General features: G+C 66.7%; 24 protein-coding genes, 6 tRNA genes and 1 pseudogene. 13 read left to right on the forward strand and 18 right to left on the reverse strand.

Annotated elements, in window-relative coordinates:
* The 9 genes from ACZ5IQ_RS05785 to ACZ5IQ_RS05825 all read right to left on the reverse strand — a co-directional run bounded on the left by ACZ5IQ_RS05785 (window position 1) and on the right by ACZ5IQ_RS05825 (window position 2,723).
* Window positions 1-495 (reverse strand): HNH endonuclease, encoded by a 495-nt coding sequence (locus tag ACZ5IQ_RS05785; protein WP_464480963.1) that lies wholly within the window; start codon window positions 493-495, stop codon window positions 1-3.
* 41 nt (window positions 496-536) lie between these two features.
* Window positions 537-612 (reverse strand) — tRNA-Trp (locus tag ACZ5IQ_RS05790).
* Window positions 613-616: 4 nt separating this feature from the next.
* Window positions 617-689 (reverse strand) — tRNA-Gly (locus ACZ5IQ_RS05795).
* Between the two features lie 13 nt (window positions 690-702).
* Window positions 703-774 (reverse strand) — tRNA-Lys (locus ACZ5IQ_RS05800).
* Window positions 775-777: 3 nt separating this feature from the next.
* Window positions 778-850, reverse strand: a tRNA-Lys gene (locus ACZ5IQ_RS05805).
* Window positions 851-854: 4 nt separating this feature from the next.
* Window positions 855-928 (reverse strand) — tRNA-Leu (locus ACZ5IQ_RS05810).
* A gap of 5 nt (window positions 929-933) precedes the next feature.
* Window positions 934-1,022, reverse strand: a tRNA-Leu gene (locus ACZ5IQ_RS05815).
* A 181-nt stretch (window positions 1,023-1,203) separates the two neighbouring features.
* Window positions 1,204-1,467, reverse strand: a complete 264-nt coding sequence (locus ACZ5IQ_RS05820) for a hypothetical protein (protein ID WP_138248208.1) — start codon at window positions 1,465-1,467, stop codon at window positions 1,204-1,206.
* 59 nt (window positions 1,468-1,526) lie between these two features.
* Window positions 1,527-2,723, reverse strand: a complete 1,197-nt coding sequence (locus tag ACZ5IQ_RS05825; RefSeq protein WP_212812668.1) for a PucR family transcriptional regulator — start codon at window positions 2,721-2,723, stop codon at window positions 1,527-1,529.
* Between the two features lie 132 nt (window positions 2,724-2,855).
* Between ACZ5IQ_RS05825 and ACZ5IQ_RS05830 the strand changes: the two genes are divergently transcribed.
* Both ACZ5IQ_RS05830 and ACZ5IQ_RS05835 read left to right on the forward strand, forming a co-directional pair.
* Window positions 2,856-4,361, forward strand: a complete 1,506-nt coding sequence (locus ACZ5IQ_RS05830; RefSeq protein WP_135357098.1) for a flavin-containing monooxygenase — start codon at window positions 2,856-2,858, stop codon at window positions 4,359-4,361.
* Between the two features lie 34 nt (window positions 4,362-4,395).
* Window positions 4,396-7,539 carry a bifunctional cytochrome P450/NADPH--P450 reductase gene (locus ACZ5IQ_RS05835; RefSeq protein WP_064859952.1) on the forward strand — a complete coding sequence of 1,048 codons (3,144 nt, stop codon included), beginning with the start codon at window positions 4,396-4,398 and terminating at the stop codon, window positions 7,537-7,539.
* Here the strand turns inward: ACZ5IQ_RS05835 and ACZ5IQ_RS05840 are convergent.
* Together ACZ5IQ_RS05840 and ACZ5IQ_RS05845 are read right to left on the reverse strand one after the other, a co-directional pair.
* Window positions 7,512-8,780, reverse strand: a complete 1,269-nt coding sequence (locus ACZ5IQ_RS05840; RefSeq protein WP_135357099.1) for a uracil-xanthine permease family protein — start codon at window positions 8,778-8,780, stop codon at window positions 7,512-7,514. The genes ACZ5IQ_RS05835 and ACZ5IQ_RS05840 overlap by 28 nt on opposite strands.
* Window positions 8,781-8,888: 108 nt before the next feature.
* Window positions 8,889-9,721 (reverse strand): annotated as a pseudogene (locus ACZ5IQ_RS05845) (class I SAM-dependent methyltransferase).
* 232 nt (window positions 9,722-9,953) lie between these two features.
* On the opposite strand from ACZ5IQ_RS05845, the gene ACZ5IQ_RS05850 reads away from it, so the two are divergent.
* Complete coding sequence (locus ACZ5IQ_RS05850; protein ID WP_064859951.1) at window positions 9,954-11,147, forward strand: ATP-binding protein; 1,194 nt, start codon at window positions 9,954-9,956, stop codon at window positions 11,145-11,147.
* Between the two features lie 49 nt (window positions 11,148-11,196).
* Here the strand turns inward: ACZ5IQ_RS05850 and ACZ5IQ_RS05855 are convergent, their stop codons facing one another.
* Complete coding sequence (locus ACZ5IQ_RS05855; protein ID WP_064859950.1) at window positions 11,197-11,718, reverse strand: DUF1697 domain-containing protein; 522 nt, start codon at window positions 11,716-11,718, stop codon at window positions 11,197-11,199.
* Window positions 11,719-11,772: 54 nt separating this feature from the next.
* On the opposite strand from ACZ5IQ_RS05855, the gene ACZ5IQ_RS05860 reads away from it, so the two are divergent.
* Both ACZ5IQ_RS05860 and ACZ5IQ_RS05865 read left to right on the forward strand, forming a co-directional pair.
* Complete coding sequence (locus ACZ5IQ_RS05860; protein ID WP_061003919.1) at window positions 11,773-12,216, forward strand: PPOX class F420-dependent oxidoreductase; 444 nt, start codon at window positions 11,773-11,775, stop codon at window positions 12,214-12,216.
* A gap of 18 nt (window positions 12,217-12,234) precedes the next feature.
* Window positions 12,235-12,423, forward strand: a complete 189-nt coding sequence (locus ACZ5IQ_RS05865; protein WP_061003916.1) for a DUF5302 domain-containing protein — start codon at window positions 12,235-12,237, stop codon at window positions 12,421-12,423.
* Window positions 12,424-12,488: 65 nt separating this feature from the next.
* Here the strand turns inward: ACZ5IQ_RS05865 and ACZ5IQ_RS05870 are convergent, their stop codons facing one another.
* From ACZ5IQ_RS05870 to ACZ5IQ_RS05880, 3 genes are read right to left on the reverse strand one after another with little or no spacing between them, the layout of a single operon-like run.
* Window positions 12,489-13,772 (reverse strand): acyltransferase family protein, encoded by a 1,284-nt coding sequence (locus tag ACZ5IQ_RS05870; RefSeq protein WP_064859948.1) that lies wholly within the window; start codon window positions 13,770-13,772, stop codon window positions 12,489-12,491.
* A gap of 45 nt (window positions 13,773-13,817) precedes the next feature.
* Window positions 13,818-15,038, reverse strand: coding sequence for an MFS transporter (locus ACZ5IQ_RS05875; protein ID WP_371824520.1), 1,221 nt, complete (start codon window positions 15,036-15,038; stop codon window positions 13,818-13,820).
* 5 nt (window positions 15,039-15,043) lie between these two features.
* The gene (locus tag ACZ5IQ_RS05880; protein ID WP_064859946.1) at window positions 15,044-15,565 is read right to left on the reverse strand and encodes a helix-turn-helix domain-containing protein; all 522 of its coding nucleotides are present in this window, start codon (window positions 15,563-15,565) and stop codon (window positions 15,044-15,046) included.
* A 99-nt stretch (window positions 15,566-15,664) separates the two neighbouring features.
* On the opposite strand from ACZ5IQ_RS05880, the gene ACZ5IQ_RS05885 reads away from it, so the two are divergent.
* Window positions 15,665-16,450: an aldolase gene (locus ACZ5IQ_RS05885; protein ID WP_064859945.1), complete on the forward strand. Its 786-nt coding sequence runs from the start codon at window positions 15,665-15,667 to the stop codon at window positions 16,448-16,450.
* A 23-nt stretch (window positions 16,451-16,473) separates the two neighbouring features.
* Window positions 16,474-17,361, forward strand: coding sequence for a dihydrodipicolinate synthase family protein (locus ACZ5IQ_RS05890; protein ID WP_064859944.1), 888 nt, complete (start codon window positions 16,474-16,476; stop codon window positions 17,359-17,361).
* Between the two features lie 6 nt (window positions 17,362-17,367).
* Here ACZ5IQ_RS05890 and ACZ5IQ_RS05895 read toward each other — a convergent pair whose 3' ends face one another.
* Window positions 17,368-17,664, reverse strand: a complete 297-nt coding sequence (locus tag ACZ5IQ_RS05895) for a hypothetical protein (RefSeq protein WP_064859943.1) — start codon at window positions 17,662-17,664, stop codon at window positions 17,368-17,370.
* 120 nt (window positions 17,665-17,784) lie between these two features.
* Here ACZ5IQ_RS05895 and ACZ5IQ_RS05900 point away from each other — a divergent pair, with 120 nt between their 5' ends.
* Window positions 17,785-18,363, forward strand: a complete 579-nt coding sequence (locus ACZ5IQ_RS05900; protein ID WP_464480964.1) for an HhH-GPD-type base excision DNA repair protein — start codon at window positions 17,785-17,787, stop codon at window positions 18,361-18,363.
* Between the two features lie 73 nt (window positions 18,364-18,436).
* Here ACZ5IQ_RS05900 and ACZ5IQ_RS05905 read toward each other — a convergent pair whose 3' ends face one another.
* Window positions 18,437-19,099 (reverse strand): nitroreductase family protein, encoded by a 663-nt coding sequence (locus ACZ5IQ_RS05905; protein WP_406775579.1) that lies wholly within the window; start codon window positions 19,097-19,099, stop codon window positions 18,437-18,439.
* Window positions 19,100-19,132: 33 nt separating this feature from the next.
* Between ACZ5IQ_RS05905 and ACZ5IQ_RS05910 the strand changes: the two genes are divergently transcribed.
* The 5 genes from ACZ5IQ_RS05910 (at window position 19,133) to ACZ5IQ_RS05930 (ending at window position 22,591) form a co-directional block, all read left to right on the forward strand.
* Window positions 19,133-19,282: a DUF1059 domain-containing protein gene (locus ACZ5IQ_RS05910; protein WP_064859942.1), complete on the forward strand. Its 150-nt coding sequence runs from the start codon at window positions 19,133-19,135 to the stop codon at window positions 19,280-19,282.
* Between the two features lie 172 nt (window positions 19,283-19,454).
* The gene (locus ACZ5IQ_RS05915) at window positions 19,455-19,883 is read left to right on the forward strand and encodes a MarR family winged helix-turn-helix transcriptional regulator (protein ID WP_406775621.1); all 429 of its coding nucleotides are present in this window, start codon (window positions 19,455-19,457) and stop codon (window positions 19,881-19,883) included.
* A gap of 32 nt (window positions 19,884-19,915) precedes the next feature.
* Window positions 19,916-20,278 carry a nuclear transport factor 2 family protein gene (locus ACZ5IQ_RS05920; protein WP_406775580.1) on the forward strand — a complete coding sequence of 121 codons (363 nt, stop codon included), beginning with the start codon at window positions 19,916-19,918 and terminating at the stop codon, window positions 20,276-20,278.
* A 58-nt stretch (window positions 20,279-20,336) separates the two neighbouring features.
* On the forward strand, window positions 20,337-21,077 hold the full coding sequence (locus ACZ5IQ_RS05925) for an SDR family NAD(P)-dependent oxidoreductase (protein ID WP_464480965.1): 741 nt from the start codon (window positions 20,337-20,339) through the stop codon (window positions 21,075-21,077).
* A gap of 98 nt (window positions 21,078-21,175) precedes the next feature.
* Entirely contained in the window at window positions 21,176-22,591 is a 1,416-nt protein-coding gene (locus tag ACZ5IQ_RS05930) for a CYTH and CHAD domain-containing protein (protein WP_406775622.1), read from the forward strand.
* Here the strand turns inward: ACZ5IQ_RS05930 and ACZ5IQ_RS05935 are convergent, their stop codons facing one another.
* Window positions 22,592-23,641 (reverse strand): Rv1157c family protein, encoded by a 1,050-nt coding sequence (locus ACZ5IQ_RS05935; RefSeq protein WP_464480966.1) that lies wholly within the window; start codon window positions 23,639-23,641, stop codon window positions 22,592-22,594.
* Between the last annotated feature and the right edge of the window lie 40 nt (window positions 23,642-23,681).

Here is a 23,681-nt window from a genome sequence, read left to right on the forward strand (position 1 = left end):
TCAAACCAATTCGGGGACCCGGTAGCGATCCCGATCGCGGGGTTCATAGGGCTCCCAGAGCAGCCGCATACCGGCTTCCTCCGGTGTGCGGTCACTCTTGCGGCCGTTGCACGGCGCGCACGCCGTAATGAGGTTCAGCCAGGTGTCTTGCCCGCCTCGCGACACCGGCTCGATGTGATCCACCGTGTCGCCATGGCCACCGCAATAGCCGCAGGTGTAGCCGTCGCGAGCCAGGACCCCGTCACGGGTGACCCGGTTGTGCGGCCGGTACGGCACGTGGACGTACTGATGCAGCGCGACGGATGCGGGCAGCTCGATGACAGTCGACGGGCTGTGTATGTGCACGGCCGGACTGTGGCGTTCGATCACGTAGACCGAACCCCGCAGCAGCAGCCGGACCGCCTCCTGCCAGCTCACGTGGGTCAGCACGCGGTAGTCGGCGTTGTACACCGCCACGGCCCGGTGACTGGCCTTGCGTTGTCGGAAATGCCTCATGCCGCGTGCCTCCTTTCTGATTGATCTTGCGGGCAAGTGGTTGGCGCGGATGGCAGGACTCGAACCTGCAACCTGCGGCTTTGGAGACCGATGCCCTACCGATTGAGCCACATCCGCATCGAACCGGTGACGAGACTCGAACTCGCCCTTTCAGTTTGGAAGACTGACGTGCAAACCAGTTACACCGCACCGGCGGGAAAAGCAACGTACGCCGTGAGGGTTTCGATCCCCCGTCTCCAGATTAAGAGTCTGGTGCTATCCCAACTCAGCTAACGGCGCATGTGGGTCGCCCGGGGCTCGAACCCGGAATTCATGGGTAAAAGCCAAGAGTGATAGGCGATTTCACCAGCGGCCCGTTGTGCCCCGCGAGGGAGTCGAACCCCCAACACCTGGAACCTAAATCCAGTGCCTCTTCCAGTTGGGCCAGCGGGGCATGCGTGCGCTCGGCAGGACTTGAACCTGCACGCCGGGGCTACCGGCACCCGGGTTTGAGCCGGGCGCGTCTACCGAGATTTCGCCACGAGCGCGAATGCCAACACTATTGAGTTCTCAAAGTTCTTGCAGAGCAAGCTGATTCGGCCTGCGCTGGCTGTCCGGATCGATCCGGGTAGCTCAATGATGCGCACCGAAGGCCGGTGCTGTCCAGTGGGTATTTTCCTGTATTCAATTCCCGTGCAACGCAATTGGGCACACAGAACTACGGGGACGTCAGGCGACGTTCCTGCCAGGGAAAACTGCGAGATTGTGGAATTTGTGAGAGTTGTCTTCTGGCCCGAGCTTGCGGCCGCCGCGCACGCCGGCATGCGCGGCGGAAGTACGGCGGTACGACGCGAAGCGCATGGGCTGCCAGAAAACGCTGCTCTGCTCACTCGATTCGTGCCGGGCTATGGAGCCGGCGGTGTCTGCGTACGACAAAGCCGCCGTCGGTGTCGAAGACACCTCGGCGAGCTGGTCGTCGTACCGGAAAGTCACGAATCAACGGTAGCAGCGTCGCGTGGCATTGCCGAGTGGATATTTCCGGCGCTGAAACCTCAACCGCGCCAGTGCAACACGTCGAGTGCGACGCCGACTTCGATGCTGTTGTCGGCCAACGGGCGGGGCAGCAGTTCGTCGGCCCGGGCCAGTCTGCGCAACAAGGTGTTGCGGTGGGTGAACAATTTGCCGGCGGCGCGGGACACGTTGCATTGCTCGCGGACGAACATTCGCACTGCTGAATGCAATTCGGGGCTCGCGGATTCGAAGTCACCCAGCACTCGCTTGACGAATACCGCGGCGCGATCGGCGTTGGTGGTCAGTAGCGACACCATCTCGATGTCGGTGAATTCGGCGACCTGCTGCGGCGAGTGCAAGCGCGCCATCATGTGTTGCGTGGTGAGGGCATCGAAGTGGCTGCGCCGGAACCCGTCGACCCCGGTGCCCGTCGACCCGATTGCGATCCGCACTTCGCGTCCGGCGGCATGCGTCAGCGAGTCGACATCGACAGGGCCGGGCGCCCATACCCACCGCGTGGCGGTACTGGCCAGGACGCTGAGCGGTCGGCCACCCGCGGCTTGCCCGAAAGCCTCGGCGGCGCTTTCTAATTGAGACAGATCGCTATCCGGATCGTCGGTCCAGATGACGGCGGCGGTGTGGCTGCCACCGAGTCCGTAAGCCAGACGGCTCTCCGCGCGCTGACGGGGGATGGGAGCGCCCTCCAGGAGCAGTGTCACTGTCGCACGCCGCTCGGCGTGGCTGCCGCGGGTGAGTTCGTCGCGCTCGAGCTCCATCTGGGCGGCGATGGCCGCCAGGGTGGCCTCGATGAAGTCGCTGATCGACTGTGAGCAGACGTCGAGCATCGCGTGCAGGTCGCCGGCGTCGGAGGTCAGTTCGAAGGCGATATCCATCAGGCGTCGCCATGCCACGCCCTCGCCGACTCGGTACGCGTCAAGGGTGTACGAGTCGACGCCGCGCCGGACCATTTCCCGGGCGACGCTCATTGGTTCGGCGCCCGCGTTGGGTGGCACCGGGGCACCGGGCTCGCGCACGTTGGCCGCACCCCAGAACAGCAGATTCGAGCGATTGCTGCGGCTGACGGCCGCCGCCAGCTCGGGATCGGAGGCGATGGCAGGGTTGGCGCCCAGCACGGCGCGGTCGAGTTCCTCGAGCCATTCCGCGGGGGCATTGACGACCACCTGCGCGCACTGCCGGATCAGTTCGCGTACCTGCGGCGACGGCTGTGTTGCCTCCATGGCGTCAGCCTACTGCGAGTGGTGCAAAATGCACCGCCAGCAGTAAAATCTGAGATGTTTTGACCTTCAGCTGGCGGCCGGCAGCCGCCAACATTGTTGCCACGCCCACCACCGCCAAGCAGGGAGTCTGCAATGGAGCACACCGCCAACACCACCCAGGTCGACGTCCTCATCGTCGGCGCCGGAATCTCCGGCATCGGTGCCGCCTACTACCTGCAGCAGGAACATCCCGGGCGGTCGTACGCCATCCTGGAATCCCGTGGCGCGACCGGCGGAACCTGGGACCTGTTCCGGTACCCCGGCATTCGCTCTGACTCCGACCTGCACACCTTCGGCTACGAGTTCAAGCCGTGGCGCGACGAGGATGCCATCGCCTCCGCAGACAAGATCCTCGCCTATCTGCGAGAGACGGTCCGCGAGAACAACATCGACCGCAACATCCGGTTCCACCACAAAGTGCTGGGTGCCGCGTGGGACAGCGGCACCGCGCGGTGGCTCGTCGACGTCGAGCGCACCGACACCGACGAACTGGTGCAAATCTCCGCCAACTGGCTCTTCTGTGCCGGCGGCTACTACCGCTACGACCAGGGCTTCACCCCGCAGTTCCCGGGCCGCGACCGCTTCGCCGGCCAGGTCGTGCACCCGCAGCACTGGCCCGAGGACCTCGACTACACGGGCAAGAAGGTCGTCATCATCGGCAGCGGGGCGACCGCGGTGACGCTGGTGCCGTCGATGGCGGCCAAGGCCGCGCACGTCACCATGCTGCAGCGGTCGCCGACGTACATCCTGCCGGTGCCGTCGAAAGACGCGTTCGCCAACGTGGCCGGTCGCGTACTCGGCGCCGACCGCGGCTACGCGCTGGCCCGGCGCAAGAACGTCATCCGGCAGCGCGCCGTCTACACCTTCTGCCAGAAGTATCCGGCCGCCGCCCGGCGGTTGATCCGCTGGACCAACGCCCGCGAGCTGCCCGCGGGCTATCCCGTCGACACCCATTTCAGCCCCGACTACAAGCCGTGGGACCAGCGCCTGTGCACGGTGCCCGACGCCGACCTGTTCAAGGCGATCGGCAGCGGCAAGGCCGCGGTGGTCACCGACCGGATCGCGACCTTCACCGAGACCGGCATCGAACTGGAATCCGGGCAGCACCTGGATGCCGACATCATCGTCACCGCAACCGGTTTGAACGTCCAGCTGTTCGGCGGGATGACGCTGACCGTCGACGGTCAGGCGGTGGACCTCTCGGAAACCGTCGCCTACAAGGGCATCATGCTGTCGGGTGTGCCGAACTTCGCCTTCGCTTTCGGCTACACCAACTCGTCGTGGACGCTCAAGGTCGGCTTGCTGTGCGAGCACTTCTGCCGACTGCTGAGCCACATGGACGAACGCGGATTCGACAGCGTCCGGCCGGAGTTCGACGATCCGGGCATGGAAACCAAGCCGCTGCTGGACTTCGCGGCGGGATACGTGCAGCGGGTCGCGGACACGCTGCCGCGGCAGGGCGCCGCTGGCCCCTGGGTGATGTCGATGAACTACAACTTCGACCGCGAGGTGCTGCGGCACGGCGCGGTCACGGATCCGAACCTGCGGTTCGCCGCCGCCCGTCGCGCAGAAGTTCAAGCGTTCGCGCCGGTTTCCTGATCTGCTCTCAGGGCGGCCGTGTACGCTGGCGTGAATGGAGAGCTTCTCGCCAGCGGTGCCGCCCGAGATTCCCGATGTCCCTTCAGCTGTCGGTGTCGAGTTGCCGTCCGGGCCAGTGCCCGGGCGGCCTTATTCGTTGCCGCTGGACTTGCTCTCCGAGCAGTACGGCCCACTGTTCTACGCCGACCTCGGGCCCGGCCGCCGCCTCTATGCCTGCTCGCTGGCACTGGTCGACGAACTCTGCGATGAGAGCCGGTTCAGCAAAGCACTCACGGGCCGGTTGGCGAGGTTCCGCCCGGTGGTCGGCAACGGGCTGTTCACCGCGTACCCCGGCGAGGAGGGCTGGCAGGAAGCTCACGACGTCTTGATCCCCGGCTTCAGCTTCAGCGGGCTGCGCAGCTATCACCCCGCCATGCTCGACATCAACCGGCAACTGATCGCACAGTGGGACGCGGCGGTCGGCACGCGGACGGTGGACGTGGCCGGTGATCTGGCGAAGCTGGCCATGGACACCGTCGGTCTGGCTGGTTTCGGGGCCCGGTTCGACTCCTATCAGCACGACGGACTCGCCGACATCCCAGCGAGTTTCGCAGCCACCCTGAACCAGATACTGCTCGGACCGGGCGCCGACCAGGCGGTGTTCGAGACCGAGCGCGGGAAGCTGTTCAGCTTCATCGCGGACCTGATCGCGCAGCACCGCGCGGGCGAAGTGGATCTCGACGATCTCTTGGCCCTGATGCTGCAGCCCGGTCCCGACGGGACACCGATCCTCGACGACGACAGCATTCGCAACCAGATCGCCACGTTCCTGGTCGCCGGGCAGGACACGACATCGATACTGATGCCGACGGCGCTGTACAGCATCGTCAAGAACCCGGCGGTGCTGCACCGGGCACAGACCGAGGCCGACGCGGTGTTCGGCCCCGACGATGACCACGTGCCGGCGTTCGACGAGATCGGCAAGCTCACCTACATCCGCCAGATCATCGACGAGGCGTTGCGGCTGTCCCCGCCGGTGCGGGAATTCGACCGAATGGCCTTGGCGGACACCGTCATCGGTGGCCGGTATCCGGTGCGGCAGGGCGAAGCGGTGACGGTGTTGACGTCGTCGCTGCACCGGCAACCGGAGTGGGGCGACAACGTCGAGATCTTCGATCCGGACCGGTTCGGCGCCGACCGGGCCGGGCAGCGGCCGGTCAACCTGTTCAAGCCGTTCGGCACCGGTGCGCGCTCCTGCATCGGACGCCAGTTCGCGCTGCACGAGGCGACGATGGCGCTCGCGACCCTGGTGCACCGCTACCGGTTCGTCGACGTCGAGCACTACACGTTGCGCACGCACAGCGACCTGCTGCGCAAACCGGAGGGCTTCCACGTGCAGCTCATCCGCCGTACCCCGGAGGAGCGTACGCAGGCCCCCGCAGCCGTCGCGGCCGCGCCGGTGACGCAGTCCCGGGCGGCGGTGCCGCCGGGCACGAAACTACTTGTGCTGCATGGGTCGAACCTCGGCAACTGCCGCTCGCTGGCACAGCAACTGGGGGACGAAGCCGTCGACCTCGGCTACGAAACGACCGTCGCCGCACTGGATTCCGCGACCGCGGCACTGCCGGAGCAAGGGGCAGTGGTGATCGTCGCCGCGTCGTACAACGGGATGCCGACCGACGACGCCCGCGCCTTTGTGGAATGGCTGGACGGACCGGACGCCACGGCTCCGGCCGTGCCGTATGCGGTTCTGGGTGTCGGCGACCGCAACTGGGCCGAGACCTACATGGCGATACCCCGGCGCATCGACGCGCGGCTCGCGGAACTCAGTGCCACGCAACTGCTTCCGATGGCCGAGGCCGACACCTCGGGTGACTTCGCCGGTGTGGTGGAGGATTTCTCGGTGGCGCTGTGGAACGCGCTCGGCGGTGTGTTCGGCACCATCGTCGCCGATGAACCCGTGGTCGACGAGTCGCTCTACGATCTCCGTGCCATCGACGGTCCGGTCACCGCCGCGATCGACGCGCGCCATCAGGTGCAGCCGGCGACGGTGCTGGACAACATTCCGTTGGTGGACACCGGATCCGAGTTCGGACAGGACAAGCGGTTGATCCGCATCGCGCTGCCCGACGGCGTCGACTATCAGACCGGTGATCACCTCACCGTGTTGCCGGACAACAGCCCCGTTCTGGTGGACGAGGTCGGTGAGCTGCTGGATTTGCGGCTCGATCGGCGCATCTCGATCAATCCGCGGCGCAGTACGCGGCGGGCCATCCCGATCGACCGGGAAGTCACTGTGCGCGAACTGCTTACGCACTTTCTGGAACTCCGCAAGCCGGCAACCCGAAGCCAGCTGCTGAAACTCGCCGCCGCCAACCCGTGCCCACCGGAGCGTGCCGCGCTGACCGCTCTGGCCGACGACCCGGAGGCACGCGCCCTGAACATCACCGATTGTCTGGCGGAGTTCCCGGCCACCAAGCTGAGCCGCGAAGAGTTGCTGGAACTCTTCGAGCCGATGTCGCCACGGCATTATTCGATCGCCACTTCGTCCCGCCGCCGGGTCCGGGAAGTCGAGCTGGTGGTCGGGGTGCTGGAAGGACCGGCCCGCTCGGGTTCCGGCGTGTTCCGCGGCGTCTCGTCCAGCTATCTCGCGGATGCTGTTCCGGGACAGCAGATTCGGATGCGGGTCGACCCGGCTCGGCAGGCGTTCCGGGCCGGCGCCGATCCGACCCGCAACGTCATCCTGGTCAGCGCCGGCACGGGCGTGGCTCCCTTCCGCGGATTCATCGGAGACCGGCTGGGCGCGCTGGAAGCGGGGGAGCCGTTCACCGCGGCGCTGTGCTTCTTCGGCGTGCGGCACCCCGATGTGGACTACCTGTTCCGCGACGAGGCCGAGGACGCCGAACGTCTCGGCATCGTGCGGATGCGGCCGGCGTTCTCGCGGGCCGGTGACGAGGTCAGGTATGTGCAGGACCGGATCGCCGCCGACGCCGACGAGGTCTGGGACATGCTCGGAAACCCCGACAACGACACCCATGTCTACGTGTGCGGCGACGGTGCCCGGATGGCGCCCGCCGTGCGCGGGGCATTCCAGGACATCTATCGCAGCCGGACCGGTGCCGACGACGACGCGGCCCGTGCCTGGCTGGCCGGCCTCGTCAGCACCGACCGCTACGTCGAGGACGTCTGGGCGGGCTGACGGGTCCCGCGGGCGGCGGTCAGCCCACGCATGCCGTGGTAGATCACCAGCGCCGCAACGGAACCGAGCGCGATACCGGTGAACGTCAACGGCCCGGCCTGCCAGGTGAAATTCGCGATACCGATGATCAGCGGGATGGCGGCGGTCATCTGGTTGATCGGCTGCGAGAAATCCACGTGGTTGGTCAGCCAGATCCGCACCCCGAGGATGCCGACCAGCCCGTAGAGCACGATCGTCGCCCCGCCCAGCACGCCGGGCGGAATGGCCGAGATGGCCGCACCGACCTTGGGACACAACGACAGAGCGACGGCCACGGCAGCGGCCACCCAGTACGCGGCGGTCGAGTAGATGCGCGTCGCGGCCATCACCCCGATGTTCTCGGCGTAGGTGGTGGTGGCCGAACCACCGCCCGCACCGGCCAGCACGGTGGCCACTCCGTCGGCCGCCAGCGCCCGGCCCATCAGCGGATCCAGGTCCCTGCCGGTCATCTGGCCCACTGATTTCACGTGTCCGATGTTCTCGGCGATCAGCGCGATCACCGCCGGCAGGAACATCGGCAGGACGGCCAGGCTGAACGACGGGCCGTGGAATTCGGGCAGCCCGATCCACGGAGCGGCAGCGATCGCCGCGGTGTCGACATCGCCGAGAGCCAGCGCCAGCAGGTAGCCGATGACCACGGCCAGGAAAATCGCCAGCCGGCCGATGATGCCGCGGAAGAACGCCAGCGTCGCGACCAGCAGCACCAGCGTCACGAGCCCGACGAGCGGCCCCTTCTCGAAATTGTTCTTCGCCGCCGGCGCCAGATTGAATCCGATCAGGGCGACAATCGCGCCGGTGACCACCGGCGGCAGCGTCACATCGAGCCAGTGCGTGCCGACCAGATGCACGACCCCGCCGACCAGGATCAGCAGCGCGCCCACGGCGATCAAACCGCCCAGGGCGCTACCGGTTCCGTGTGCGGCGACCGCGGCGGTGACCGGCGCGATCACCGAGAAGCTCGACCCGAGATAACTTGGCAGCCGGTTTCCGGTGATCAACAGGAACGCGATGGTGCCGATGCCGGAGAACAACAGCGTCGTGGCCGGCGGGAAGCCGGTGAGCACCGGCACCAGGAACGTCGCGCCGAACATCGCCACCACATGCTGGGCGCCGATGCCGATGGTGCGCGGCCAGCTGAGCCGTTCCTCGGGGGCGACGACAGCGGCGTCCGGCCCGACCGGCGTCCAGGAGAGCGGAATCATCCGGTCATATTGCCGGATGGCGATCACGTTCGCTGGTCGTCGCCGAAACCGCATTCCAGCAGAGAAAGTCCGAGAAGGGGCCTGCTGGAATGCCGTTTCGGCGGAAGGTTAGCCGAATTCGAGCAGCGTCATCGCCGGGCGCACCGGGTCGAACAGCGAAAACCGTTGTGCCGTTCGCATGATGGCGTTGAGTACCCGACTGCGGGTTGCGGGGGACTCGACGTCGTGGACCTGGCGAATTCCCGGAATGGTGTCGACCAGTCGCGCGGCCTGGCTTGCCGACAGGGTGAACGGCATGGGAGGCACCCGGTAGCGCAAGGACGTCCGCATTCCGCGCCCGACCAGCCGGGCGAACAGCGCGGGCGGCGAATCGAACATCATGCGTCCGCCCGGAAACCGCTTGGCGCACTCGGCGATCAGTCCCAAGGACTCCTCGGGCTGCAGGTACATCAGCAGGCCTTCGGCCGTGATGAAGACGCCTTTGGTGGCGTCAGCCTGGTCCATCCAGCTGTAGTCCAACGCCGACTGTGCACACACCGAAACCCGGTCCGCAGGGGGCAGCAGCTTGCTGCGGACCTCGATCATCGGCGGTAGATCAACTGTCAGCCAACGGCATCTGGTTCCGACATCGCTGGCCGAGATTCGATAGAACTGGTCTGCAGGCCCTCGGCCAGCGCCACCACGGTGGCCTCCGGGTGGTCCCGCAGATAGGCGAGGGTGGCGCGGTCGAACGCCAACGCGCGCATCGCCATGTCGGAGCGCCTCGAGTAGCCGAACTTGGCGAAATCGAAGTCGATGCGGTCCACCAGCTCGACCGCGACCGGATCTTCGATGATGCCGTCGGGTCGGCGCGCTTCGCTTGCCCGGACCTGCAGGGTCATCAGTGCGGTCTCCGATACGCCGGTCAGCGTGGAGCCGTCGATCTTCTGCGGTGAACTCATGGTTTCGAAGCTACCGAAGTTGGCACTCTCTCCGAGGAACCGCAGTTGCGCCTGGTCATAGTGGCGGACCGGCTGAGGTTATGAACTTTAAGTGACTTTAGGGAAAATGGCTAAACTACAGGTTTGGGAGTTTTGGAAGTTTAGGAAATCTGGCTAAACCATGGTGTATGGTCGTTAGGAAAGTTAGGGCGGTTTAGCCGCGGCGGCTAAACCGGTAGAGAGCAGGTCTTGGTTGGACCCCATACGCAACCCGTACACGCCGAACGCTGGTGCTCAGCCGACAACGCTCGTCGGTCGCAGCCCGCAGCTTGACTCCTTCGACTTGCTCCTGGGGCGACTCAAGCTTGGCCGTCCAGAGCAGTCGATGATCATTAAGGGGCTTCGTGGGGTCGGTAAGACCGTCCTGCTTGGCCAGTTCAGGCAGAAGGCACTCGAGGCGAATTGGGTCGTGCTTGAACTTGAGGTTCAGAAAAACGATGACACCGAGTTCCGGCGGACCATCGCTTCTCGGACTCGCACGGCTTTGCTCGAACTGTCACCGAAGGCCAGGTGGACTGAGCGGGCGACCGCAGCCGCAGCAGTTTTGAAGTCGTTCTCGCTGTCTATCGATCCCTCCGGAGCACTGCAGCTCGGGTTCGATGGTGCTCCGGCAGAAGGGCAAGCGGATCACGGTGAGCTGAGCCTCGACTTGACTGATCTTTTCGTGGCTGTCGGGGAAGCCGCTCAGTCGGCCGGCCGCGGCCTGGTTCTTCTGTTTGACGAAGTGCAATTCCTTACCAGATCTCAACTGGAAGCAGTGATTGCGGCGATGCACAAGACAGTGCAGCGGAAGCTTCCGATCACGATGGTGGGGGCGGGGCTACCTCAGGTGGCGGAGTTGGCGGGGGACGCGAAATCGTACGCAGAGCGCCTATTCAAGTTCCCGACGATCGGCAATCTTGAAGAGGATGACGCGCGAGAGGCGCTTGCTGGGCCGGCTCGAATCGAGGGTGTGGTGTTTCAACCTACGGCGCTTGACCTGGCCCTCGAAATCACCGGCAGCTACCCATATTTCCTGCAGGAATTGGGATACGCGGCCTGGGGCGTGGCGGAAGGTACCGCCATAAATCGGACCGATGTCCAGCAGGCTGAAGAGGTGTATCTCTCGAAACTTGATGAGTCGTTCTTTCGGGTGAGATTCGATCGGTGTACAGAACGGCAAAAGCAGTACTTGCGAGCGATGGCTGAACTCGGGTCAGGAAAACAAAAAGCGCAGGATGTGGCAGCGATCCTCGGCAAGCAGTCGCCGCAAGTTGCGCCGTTCCGGTCGGAACTTATTGCAATGGGCCTGCTCTACACTCCCGACCACGGTTACGCGGACTTCACGGTGCCGCACTTTGACCAGTACATGAAGCGCGTGATGCCTGAGCTGTCGGAAATGTCTTGATTTTCTCGTGAATTCATTGCCGGTCGGCGGATTTCTTGGCCGGCCGAACTCATGCGGCAGCCAGCACTTTCTCGACGGTCCGCAGATTGCGGGTGGTGGTGGACGACTTGTAGCGCTTCTTGCCCATGGTTTTGCTGATCGCACTGCCCAGGGTGTCGCCGCGGGCCACCTGCCAGTACAGGACTCCGTGACCGCGGCTGATCAATTCGTCGCCGACCGGTTCGAGCGCGGCGAGTTCGTCGAGCACATCGGGGTCGCTGACGAACGTGATGTATGAATGGTGGCCCTCGACCTCACGCTCGAACGGGTAGTCCGCCGAGATGGTCTTCAGTTCCGACATCGGGTACACCAGCACCCAGGCGTCGTACCCGAACGATTCCCGCAGCGCCGCTTCGGCTTTCGTGCGTACCGTCGCGGCCCTCGCCGCACTCGACAGCACGACGTTGCCACTGGCCAGCAGCGTCTTCACATCGTCGAAGCCGGCCTGTCGGAAGGTGGTCGCGACGTCGGCCATCTTGAGATTGACCCCGCCGACATTTACCCCGCGCAGAAATACCGCGTAGCGCGTCATACGAACTGCCTCATGACGCCCAATCGTAGGCAGTTGCACCGTACGCTGGGTGCCATGACCCGTCAGGTCTTCGAAGACAAGCTGCTCGCGCTGATCAGTGACAATTCGCTGGGCGTGCTGGCCACCATCAAGCGCGACGGACGACCACAGTTGTCGAACGTGTCCTACTACTTCGACCCACGGGCCGTCACCATCGGGGTGTCGGTCACCGAGCCCCGGGCCAAGACGCGCAATCTGCGGCGCGACGCCCGGGCATCGATCTACGTCCGATCCGATGACGGCTGGGCGTACGCGGTGGCCGAGGGCGACGCGGTGCTGAGCCCGCCCGCTGCAGCACCCGATGACGACACCGTCGAAGGGCTGATTGCCTTGTACCGCAACATCTCCGGTGAGCACCCCGACTGGGACGACTACCGGCGGGCAATGGTCGCCGACCGTCGGGTCCTGCTCACCATGCCGATAACCCACCTGTACGGGCTGCCGCCGGGCGTGCGCTGAACGCGCTAGTCTGCGTGCATGGCCGAGAACTCCGCCGAAGGTTCAGCATCGTCCGACGAGACCAAGCGTAAGTTCCGCGAGGCGCTCGAGCGTAAGAAGGCCGGTTCTGCCGGCGGCACCGCCCACCAGGACGGCGGGGCCAAGAACTCCAAGTCGCACGGCGCCGTTGGCGGTGGCCGTCGCGAGTTCCGCCGCAAGAGCGGCTAGTCCCGCCAGCAGACGTAAAACTGTCGTTTTGGGGACCAAAACGACAGTTTTACGTCTGCTCACGGTTAATCCCGGGCCAATGCCCTGGCCGCGACCAGCGCCACCAGCATCACCGAAACACACTGCAACCCGGTGTCTTTCAGGCCCCAGCCGACGGACGCCAGCGTCGCGCCGCCGGCGACGACCAACAGCGTCCCGACAGCCGCACTGCGCCAACCGGTTTCCGAAACGCGACCGCCGTCCCACAGTGGCAGCGGGTTGTTCTCCAGCGGACGCAGCAGCAGGAACAGCCCGGCGACCAGGGCCGCCATGATCGTCATCTGGTAGACGCTCAGCACCAGGAAATGCGGCTGGCCGGGGTAGCGGGGCAGACCCGCGAGATCGAAGGCCAGGTGCATGCCGAGCAGCGCGGGCATGTGCCACAGATACAGCGTCATGGCGCCGGTGTTGCCGATCACCGCGAGGCGCCAGACCTGCGGCCGGGCAGCCCAACGACTGATGGCGGGTGCGGCCGCAATGGCAAACGCGCACATCATGATTGCGTGACCGGCGAGCAATAGCGACGGCGGCGTCATGTTCTTGATGTGCTGGGTCTCGATGCCGACCAGGCTCAGCTCGTACGGCCCGACCCACACCAGAGCGATGTTGACCGCCAGCATGGCCAGCCCGACCCGCAACGCCGCCGCCGCACTCAGCAGCCCCCGCCGGTAAGCCGCACCGAACATGCCGGGGATCAGCCACACCACGAAGTTCACGTAACCCAACGCTGACCAGGCGTGGTCGTTGATGCGGATGGCATCGACCAGCGCGACCAGGGCGTAGGTACCGGCCACCGCAGCGATGAGCTGGCCACCCGTGGTGATCCGCACCAGCAGCGGCACCGCGGCCAGCACCAAGACGTAGGCGCCCAGGAACCACAGCAGCTGGATGCTGATGCCGGCGATGGGTTCGTAGACGTGAATGGGCAGCAGCGGCTTCAGGACCAACAACGCCGCGGCCCAGAACGCCAGGTAGTAGAACACCGGCCGGTACAGCCGGGTGCAGCGCTTGAGAAGCCAACCACCCCAGCTCATTCCGCTGCGATACGACGTGGCCGACGCCGCGACGCCGGCGAAGAAGAACAGCGGCATGATCTGGAAAATCCAGGTCAGCGCCTGGAACACCACCGACGTGGTGAGCAGGTTGCCCCAGCGGAAGACGTCGTTGTCGATGATGCTGGTCGCCATGACGGTGTGGCCGGCGACGACGCCGATCAACGAGACGATGCGGATGACGTCGATGGCGCGGTCACGGTCGGCCGGCGTGCGCTGCGCGATTTCGGCAGCAGAAGGAAAGACGCGGGTGGTCATGCCTTCGACCGTATGGGCCCGACCCCTAGGTAGTGCTACTCAAATTCACGCTGACCTGCGGCGTTCCTGCCGGAGGACGGCCGCCAGGCAGACGGCCGCCAACACCGCGATGATGACGGCGAAACTGACCCCGGCCTCCTGCAAGCCCCAGCGCTGGGCCGCGAAGCCGAGGCTGACGACCGGCAGCGAGATGGCCACGTAGGCCACGACGAAGTACGTCGAACTGACTTCGGCGCGACGCTCCGTCGCGGTGCCTTCGACGACGGCCGCGAGGCCGCGGCTGAAGCTGATGCCCTGCCCGATGCCGGCCACGACAGCGGCCGTCAGGAGCCCGGCCAGTGAGCAAAAGTGCAGTGCGGCAGCCAGAATCGTCATGCCCACGACCAGGATGGCGCAGCCCAGTGCGACGGCCCGCGGGGGATGGATGCGACGACCGGCCAACTGGGCGACGGCGGAGGCGACGAAGATCGACGCCGCCACCGCGCCGCCGACGGCATGATTGTCGATCCCGATGACACTGGCGACGAACGACGGCGCCACCGCAGTGAACAGGCCCATCACCGCGAAACCGGCGAAGGCGGCGGTTGCCGCGAGGACGAACGTCGCCCGGACCTCGGCGGGGACCGACAGGCGCTGGAAGCCGATCCGGCCGGTGCGGCTCGACGTTTCCGGGACCAGCCACACCGCGGCGATGGCCAGCGTGGCCAGCACGATGTGCACGAGGAACGGCAGCTGCAACGGATGCGGTGCGTACTGCACCAGCAGACCGGCCACGACCGGCCCGGCGCCCAGCCCGCCGATGTTGGCGATGGTGGCGCCTGCGGCGGCCTGCTCGCGCCGGTCCTCCGGCACGGATTCGACGACAGCGGCCGTCGCGGTGCCGGTGAAGATGCCCGCAGACAACCCGGACAGCAGCCGGCCCACCAGCAGCAACGGCACGCTGTCGGCGTAGAGGAAGACGACGGCGCTCGCGATGGCGGCGACCGCGCCCGCGATCAGCACCGGCCGTCGGCCGACCGCGTCGGACCAGCGGCCGAACAGCAGCAGCGCGGCCAGCACGCCGATGGCGTAGGCCGAGAAGATGACCGTCGTCGTCAGGACCGCGAAGTGCAGGTTGTGGCCGTACAGCGCGTAGATCGGCGTCGGCAGCGTGGTGCCCAGCATGATGGCGGCGAAGGCGTAGGCGAGCAGCGGGAAGCCGAGGCGCGAGGTCACGGTTCGAGTCTGGAGCACGGGTAGGGCAACACGCGCGGGACCCGCTGGCATTCCTCTCAGCGGCGCGGTGCGGGACACGTCACGACGATCACTTCGGCGGTCTCGTCGCCGACCTGGCGGAGCTTGTGCTGCGTGGCGGCGTCGAAATAGGCGCAGTCGCCCGCGGACAGTTCGACGAGGCGGCCGTCGTAGTTGAGTTCGACGGTCCCGGCGTGGACGAACACGAACTCCTGACCGGGATGCGTCGGGTGCGCATGGGCGGCGAACTGACGGCCCGGGCGGACGACGAACGGCGACATGGCCTTGCCGAGCATGCCCGCCGCGATCGCGTGATTGCGGGCGGCGCCGCGGTCGGCGGCGCGCTCGACGGCGAACGTGCTGACTTCCGGGTCATCGGAAAAGAGTTGCGCCACATCGACATCGAGGGTTCGTGAGATCTTCAGTGCGGCGGCGATCGACGGCACGCTCTGGCCGCGCTCGACCTTGGACAGGTAGCTCTTGGTCAACCCGGTGCCGGCTGCCAGCTCTTCCAGCGTCATTCCGCGTTGCTGGCGCACCGCACGCAACAAGCCACTCACGCCGCTCAGGATACCTCATTGACTGCATGACACCTTGTGTCCTACAGTCTGCAATGTGTCATCGAATGCGATTACGCACGAGGACGAGAGGAGTTCCGAATGACCGACACCATGCATGACTCCAAGAGCGAACTGATGCAGCGCGCCGAGGAGGGCTTGAACCGCCATATCGCCGAATCCGCCCTGACGGTCCGCGAGAAGCTGGCGCTGACCTGCCGGGCGCTGTTCGACGCCGGACATGATTCGGGCCTGGCCGGGCAGATCACCGCCCGCGCCGAGGAGCCGGGCACCTACTACACGCAGCGGCTCGGCCTGGGCTTCGACGAGATCACCGCGGGCAACCTGCTGCTCGTCGACGAGGACCTCAACGTCCTCGACGGTGGCGGAATGGCCAACCCCGCCAACCGTTTTCACTCGTGGATCTACCGCGCCCGGCCGGACGTGAACTGCATCGTGCACACGCACCCCTTCCACGTCGCGGCGCTGTCGATGCTCGAAGTGCCCCTGACGGTGTCACAGATGGACATCGCACCGCTGTACGACGACTGCGCTTTCCTGAAGGACTGGCCGGGCGTGCCGGTGGGCAACGAAGAAGGCGAGATCATCTCCGGCGCGCTGGGGGACAAGAAGGCGATCCTGCTGGCGCACCACGGTCAGGTGGTGGCCGGCGCCAGCGTCGAGGAAGCCTGCTCGCTGGCCATGCTCATCGAACGCGGGGCGAAGCTCCAGCTGGCCGCCATGGCTGCCGGCACCATCGCGCCGCTGCCCGACCGGCTGGCCCGCGAGGCCCACGACTGGACGCTGACGCCCAAACGCAGCGTCGCCAACTTCGCCTACTACGCGCGCCGTGCCCTGGTGCGCCACCCCGACGCCCTCGACCACTGACCGACAGTAGAAAGCAGACACCCATGACTGAGTCACCCAGGATCCACGGCATCATCGCCTACCCGATCACCCCGTTCACCGCTGACGGCGACAACGTCGACACCGAGACGCTGGCCGCCGTCGTCGAGCAACTGGTCAGCACCGGCGCCCACGCGATCGCGCCGCTGGGCAGCACCGGCGAATCGGCGTACCTCACCGAGGCCGAGTTCGACGCCGTCGTCGACACCACCGTGGCTACCGTCGGCGGCCGCGTCCCCGTCATCGTCGGAGCCTCGGATCTGACCACTGCCAACACCATTCGGCGCGCACGGTACGCACAGCAGGCCGGCGCCGACGCGGTGATGGTGCTGCCGATCTCATACTGGAAGCTGGACGAGCGGGAGATTTTCCAGCACTACGCCAGCATCTCGGCCGCCGTCGAGCTGCCGATCATGGTCTACAACAACCCCGCCACGAGCGGCATCGACATGGCGCCCGAACTGCTGGTGCGGATGTTCGACGACATCGACAACGTCCGCATGGTCAAGGAATCCACCGGTGACCTCACCCGGATGCTGCGCATCAAGGAGCTCTCCGGCGGCAAGCTGCCGTTCTACAACGGCAGCAACCCGCTGGTGCTCGACGCGCTGCTCGCCGGCGCATCCGGATGGTGCACGGCCGCACCGAATCTGCGCCCGCAGCCGTGCGTCGAGCTGTACGACGCGGTCCGCAGCGGTGATCGCGCACGGGCACAGGAGATCTACGACGACCTCGCGCCGCTGCTGCGCTTCATCGTCACCGGGGGCCTGCCGACGACCGTCAAGGCCGGCCTTGACCTGCTGGGGCGCAATGCCGGTGACCCGCGCCCGCCGCTGTTGCCACTCGACGAGGACGGCCGCGCCGAACTCAAAGGGCTGCTGGCCAGCGCGTGAGTGCGCCTACTGAACCGGGCAGGCGTACTTGCGGGCCACGTCCATCACGCGCTGCTGCGCGCCGGGGCCGATGACGCCCTGTGCGGCCAGCTCCAGATTGATGTAGCCGGGGATACCGCCGATGCACGCCTGGTGCGCCACGCGCCAGGCGGTGTCGGGGTTCAGGTTGTAGCCGTTGCGCTCCAGGCCCTGCAGGTACTGGTCGAACTCCGGCGTGCCCTGGTCCGGGATGGCGCTGGCCGCGCCGGCCAGCGCCACTGCGGCAGCCATCGCCGCGAAAAATGCCGCGACTGTATGTCTCATGTCCGTCCCCCTACAGGCATGTCCACCGGTTATCGGCTTACACGTTCGCACACAGCTCGGACACAGGAACTCTGAACCGTCGTAATCGGGGTGCGGCGATCGGGGTCCTAGACTGGCGTGATGTCGAAGCTGCAGCTGGTTCAGGAGCCGTCCGCCGACGCACTGCTCGAGTCCAACCCGTGCGCGCTGCTGGTCGGAATGCTTCTCGATCAACAGATTCCGATGGAAGTGGCGTTCGCCGGCCCGAAGAAACTCGAGGACCGGATGGGTGGCCTGGATGCCCGCCAGATCGCCGACTACAACCCGGACAAGTTCGCCGAGCTGTTCGCGCAAACCCCTGCGGTGCACCGCTTTCCGGGCTCCATGGCCAAGCGTGTGCAGGCGCTGTCCCAGGTGATCGTCGACGAGTACGACGGCAACGCCGCCGCGCTGTGGACCACCGGCGATCCCGACGGCAAAGAGGTGCTGCGACGGATCAAGGCGCTGCCCGGATTCGGGGAGCAGAAGGCCAAGATCTTCCTGGCGCTGCTCGGCAAGCAGTACGGCGTCACGCCGGAGGGCTGGCGCGCCGCGGCCGGCGACTACGGCAAGCAGGGCACGCACATGTCCGTCGCCGACGTCGTCGACAAGGGCTCACTGGACCAGGTTCGCGCCTACAAGAAGCAGATGAAAGCAGTGGCGAAGGCCGCCAAGGCCTGAGTGTTGATTCGAGCGTGGGGGATGACGAGGAGATTCTCGCGATTCCCCTCGTCAAGCCCCACGCTCGACGCGATCAGAGCGGCGGACCGTCGAACCGCTCGCGGGTGGTGAACTCCGAAACCGGACGCCGGGTCAGCTTCGTCACCTGCTTGACGGGCTTGCCCAGCGGCAGCATGCACGCGACGGCGTAGTTGTCCGGGATGCCGAGCAGCTCGCGCACCTTGGGCTCCTGCGCGACCACCATGGTCGTCAGCACGCCGCCGTAGCCCTCGTTGCGCGCGGCCAGCAGGATGTTCCAGACGAAGGGGTAGATCGACGCGCCGCTGATCACACCGATGCGGTCCAGGTGCTGATCGAACGCCGCTGCCACGCCGAGGTCCAGGCACACCACGAGCACGACCTCGGCGCCCAGCAGCGTCCCGGTGACCATGCCATCGGGTACCGGGGTCGCCGCCACGACCGCCGGATCAACCCCGCAGGGCTGCAACGGGTTCCACGGCCCTTCGCCGGCGGCCATCTGAGCGATGTACTGCCGGGCGCCCGGCTTGGACAGTTCGCCCAGCTTCTTGCGGGTTTCGACGTCACGGACCGCGATCACCCGCGCGCCCTGCCGGTTGCCGCCACTCGGGGCGAAGCGCGCGTTGTCGAGGATGCGCTCGAGCACGTCGTCGGGCAGGGGCTCGCCGCTGAACTTGCGGACAGCCCCGGTCGTGCGCATGACGTCGTAAATCTCCATACCGACCATCATGCGTATGGGAAGGTGATGTGTATGGCTAAGACACACTTGAATTGCCCCTGCGGCGAGGCGATTTCCGGCAGTGACGAGGACGATCTGGTCGAGAAGGCCCAGGCCCACCTCGCTGAGCAACACCCCGGTCGGGAGTACGACCGCGAGATGATTCTCTTCATGGCCTACTGAGCCATCAACCAAGGCGAGCGTGGCTGCCGTTGGGGGGTGGCCACGCTCGCTGTTGCGTAGTCGGGTCTGTCCGACCGTCATACTGGCGACCGTGACGCCGAGAAAGGCAGGGGAGCCGACTCCCGAGCGGGGCTGGCTGACGCCGAAGCAGCAGCGGGCCTGGGTCGCCTACATGCGGGTACAGCTTCGGATGAACTACGAGATGAACCGGCAGCTGCAAGCCGACTCGGGGCTCTCGCTCGCCGACTACGACGTGCTGGTCGCGCTCAGCGGCGACACCGGCGGCGGCCTGCGTGTCAGTGACCTGGCCGCGCAGATCGGCTGGGAACGCAGCCGGCTCTCGCACCAATTGCGTCGCATGGAACAACGCGGCTTGACCGAGCGCCGACCGAGCGCCGCGGATGGCCGCACCACCAATGTCGTGCTGACCGCCGACGGCCGGCGGGCGATCGCCGAGGCCGCACCCGGGCACGTCGACCTCGTGCGCAGTCTGTTCTTCGACCCGCTGCCGGAGAACCTGCTCGGACCGTTCACCGCGGCACTGGAGCACATTCACGTCAACCTCGATCACCACAGCTCGCTCCCGCCCGCGCCGGGTTAGAATTAGGTGATAAATCACCTATAGGGAGCGTCATGAGTGAAGTCATCACCCGCTTGATGGAAGCCAATCTGCTCGCCGTGTTCGATGAACGCGACCCACGGCTCCGTGCCGCCGCGATCGCGGAGACCTACTCGGACGATGTCACGTGGGTCGATGATGACGGCGTGACCGTCGGCCGCGACCGGTTGAATGCCAAGGTGGCTGAGCTGCAGGAAAAGCTGGCAGGCTTGCATTTCGTGAAGGCCGGCCCGGTGCGCCGGACCCGTGGCCTGGGCTTCCTGGCGTGGGAGGTACGTACTCCGGACGACGCCACGGTGGCGTCGGGTTTCGACGTCGCGGAGATCGTCGACGAGCGCATCGTTCGGCTGTGGACTGTGCTGAATGCCGCGGAATAGGTGACACATCACCTATGTTGTGACTGCCGAACGGCACACAACAGTGAGGACAACGATCATGGGACAGCTCGACGGCAAGACAGCACTGGTCACCGGGGGAACGTCGGGCATCGGCCTGGCGACCGCAAAGCGCCTCGCGGATGAGGGCGCGTACGTGTTCATCACCGGACGTGATCGCACGCGGCTCGATGAGGCGGCCGCAGCCATCGGCGCGCACGGTGTCCAGAGCGACATCAGCAAGCCAGAGGAGCTCGACGTCCTCGCCGCCGCGATCGCCGAGCACGGCGCGGGCCTCGACGTCGTCTTCGCCAATGCCGGCGGCGGCGACTTCGCCACCCTCGCCGATGTGACACCCCAGCACTACCGCGACAACTTCGACCGCAATGTGGCCGGCACGGTGTTCACCGTGCAGAAGACGCTGCCGCTGCTGAACGACGGCGCGTCGATCATCCTCGCCGGCTCCACCGCCGCGTCCGAAGGCGTTCCGGCGTTCGGGCTCTACGCCGCGTCCAAAGCTGCCATCCGGTCGCTCGGTCGCACGTGGGCAGCGGAGCTCGCCGACCGCAAGATCCGGGTCAACACCGTCGTCCCGGGACCGATCGAAACCCCTGGACTGACCGGCTTGGCACCGGCCGAGCAGAAGCAGGATTTCCTCGACGGCATGGCGGCGCAGGTGCCGCTGAAGCGGTTGGGACGCCCTGAGGAGATCGCGGCCGCGGTGCTGTTCCTGGCCTCGGACCAGAGCAGCTTCATGACCGGTGCCGAATTGGCCGTCGACGGCGGCCAGATCCAGCTCTGACCGCCACGTCGAGACGATGCCGTCGGCTGGTTGACCTCGGCATCGTCTCGACACCACGGCTGGTTTGATCGCCGGAGCACGCGGCTATGCCCCTGGGTATGCACGAGGTTCTGGAACGCGAAGGCAAGTGGGACGTCGATGACCGGTTTCGGTTGCCCGACCTACGCGGCATCGTCCCGGACGCCGACATCGAGCACGACACCGTCGACCTCACCAGCGACTACTACGACACCAGCGACCGCGACCTGCTGGCGCACCGCGTCCAGCTGCGCCGTCGCTCCGGCGACGGTGACACGGGGTGGCAGCTGAAGGTGCCGGCCGCCGATGGGCGCGTCGAACTGCACTGGGCGTTGACGGAGAAGTTGCCCGATGCGGCCGCTGAGCTCCTCGGCGGCATCAGCCTCGGCAAGCAACTGGCGAGCGTCGCCACGATCCACACCGTCCGGGATCGGTACCGGCTCGCCGAGCCCGGGTCCGGCGAACTCTATGCCGAGATTGCCGACGATTCGGTGCGGGCGTCGGCGAACGAGCGGCTACTCGCCTGGCGTGAGGTCGAAGTCGAACTGGGGCCGCACACCCCGTCGATGCCGAAGCGCCTCGTCCGCCGTCTGAAAGCCGCGGGCGCCCGGCCGTCGCGCTTTCCGTCGAAGCTCGCCCACGTCCTGCCGCAGATTCGGTCCGTCGAGCGCGTGTCGCCCGCGGCGCGTGCGTTGCTCGGGTACCTCAACGCCCAGATCGACCAGATCGTGTTGGGCGACATCGAATTACGGCGGGGACAGGACCCCATCCACGACACGCGGGTGGCGATCCGGCGGCTGCGGAGCACGCTGCGGGTGTTCGGCAAGCTGCTGGATCAGGCCGCTGTCGAAGAGCTCGATGAGGACCTGCGATGGTTCGCGGGGCTGCTCGGCGAGGTTCGTGATTGTCAGGTGCAGCAGTTCAGATTCACCGAAGCGCTCGAAGAGTTGCCGGAAGAATTGATCCTGGGTCCGGTCCGGGCCCGCATCCGCAATGACCTGCAGGCCGTCGAGCTGCCCGCGCGGGCGCGCATCACCGAGGCCATGGACTCGCCGCGTTACCGGGCGATGATGACGGTGCTGCGGTCATGGCGCACGGCGCCACCGGTCGATCTCGAGACGAGCACCGCCGCACTGGTCAAGCGGGCACGTAAGGCCCAACGGAAAGCTGACCGACGGCTCGTCGCAGCGCTCGGTGGCGATGACGTCGACGCCGCGCTGTTGCACCGCGCCCGCAAGGCCGCCAAGCGCGCCCGGTACGCGGCGGAGCTATGCCGCGATGTCGAGGGCTCGAAGCGAACGGTCAAGCATTACAAGCGATTTCAGTCGATCCTGGGCGATCACCAGGACACCGTGGTCGCATCTGACATCTTGCGCCGCCTGGCGCTGGCGAGTGGCACGACGGCCGGTGAGAACGGCTTCACCTTCGGCCTGCTGTACGGCCGCGAACAGCGGATAGCCGACGCGTGCCGACAGCAGGCCCGAGCGATGTTGTGATTACGGCACCACCGAGGAACCGATGGTGGGCATGAACTGGCACTGCTTCTCGGTCGTGGTCACCTGACCGAAGATGGTCGACATGATGCTGCCCGAGCCGGTGTCGACGATGGCGGTCAGCGTCGTCGGGCCCTGCGGGTTGATGTCGGCCTGCGGCTTGAGGGTCGCGCTGCCCGACTTGCCGGTCGTCAGGTTGACCCAGGTGACGTTCAGCGGCAGCTTCTGCTCGGCGGCCGGGCCGGGCGTGCCGACCGCGGTGAACACGTAGGCGGTCTGGCCGGGGCCGGGGCCCGGGGTCGGAATCTTCGCGGGGCCCGCCACGCTGATCGCAGTCGCCAGCACATTGCCGCCGTCAGCGCCGCAGCCGTTGCTGATCGACGGGTACATGAAGTCCTGCGTGATCGGCGTGCCCGGGCCGAACGCGCCGGCCGGCGCGGGGGCCGGCGCAGCGGCCGGGGCGGCTTCGGGGGCGGGGACCGTCGCCGCGGCCTGGGTGACCGGGGCAGCGGCCGGGGCGGCCTCAGGAGCCGGCGCCGGCGCAGGTGCCGGGGCAGGGGCGGGTGCCGGAGCAGGCGCTGCGGCGGGTGCGGGTGCGGCCTCGGGGGCCGGAGCCGGGGCAGCCTCCGGGGCCGGTGCCGGAGCGGCCTCGGCCACCGGGCCGACGGCGTGCACCGGGTCGACGCCGGCCGGCAGGTGGGCCTCGGCACCAGGAACGGCGCCCGGGGCGGGCACGTGGTTCGCGGCCGGGTCGGCGGCGAACTGGTTCACGGCGTTGGCCAGATTCTTCGAATCCGACGGTGCGGCCTTGCTGCCGGCGAACGCCCGGGCTGCTGCCATGAGCAGCTCCGCGGCGCCCGCCGGATCAGCGGCGGCCTGCTGGATCACCGGGGCGAGAGTCTGCATGGCCGGCAGGCCAGGAGCCTGAAGGCCATCGATGGGCAGCGGCAACGGCAGTGGCGACGACGCCGGATCAGCGTGGGCGACGGTGGCCGCGCCGATCGTGAGTGCGACGGACGCGCCAAGCGCGACGAACAGCTTCCTCGATTGCATGTCTCTCCCCGGTTTCGTATCGGTTATCTGGTTACGCTGC

The organism is Mycobacterium toneyamaense, assembly GCF_055384815.1.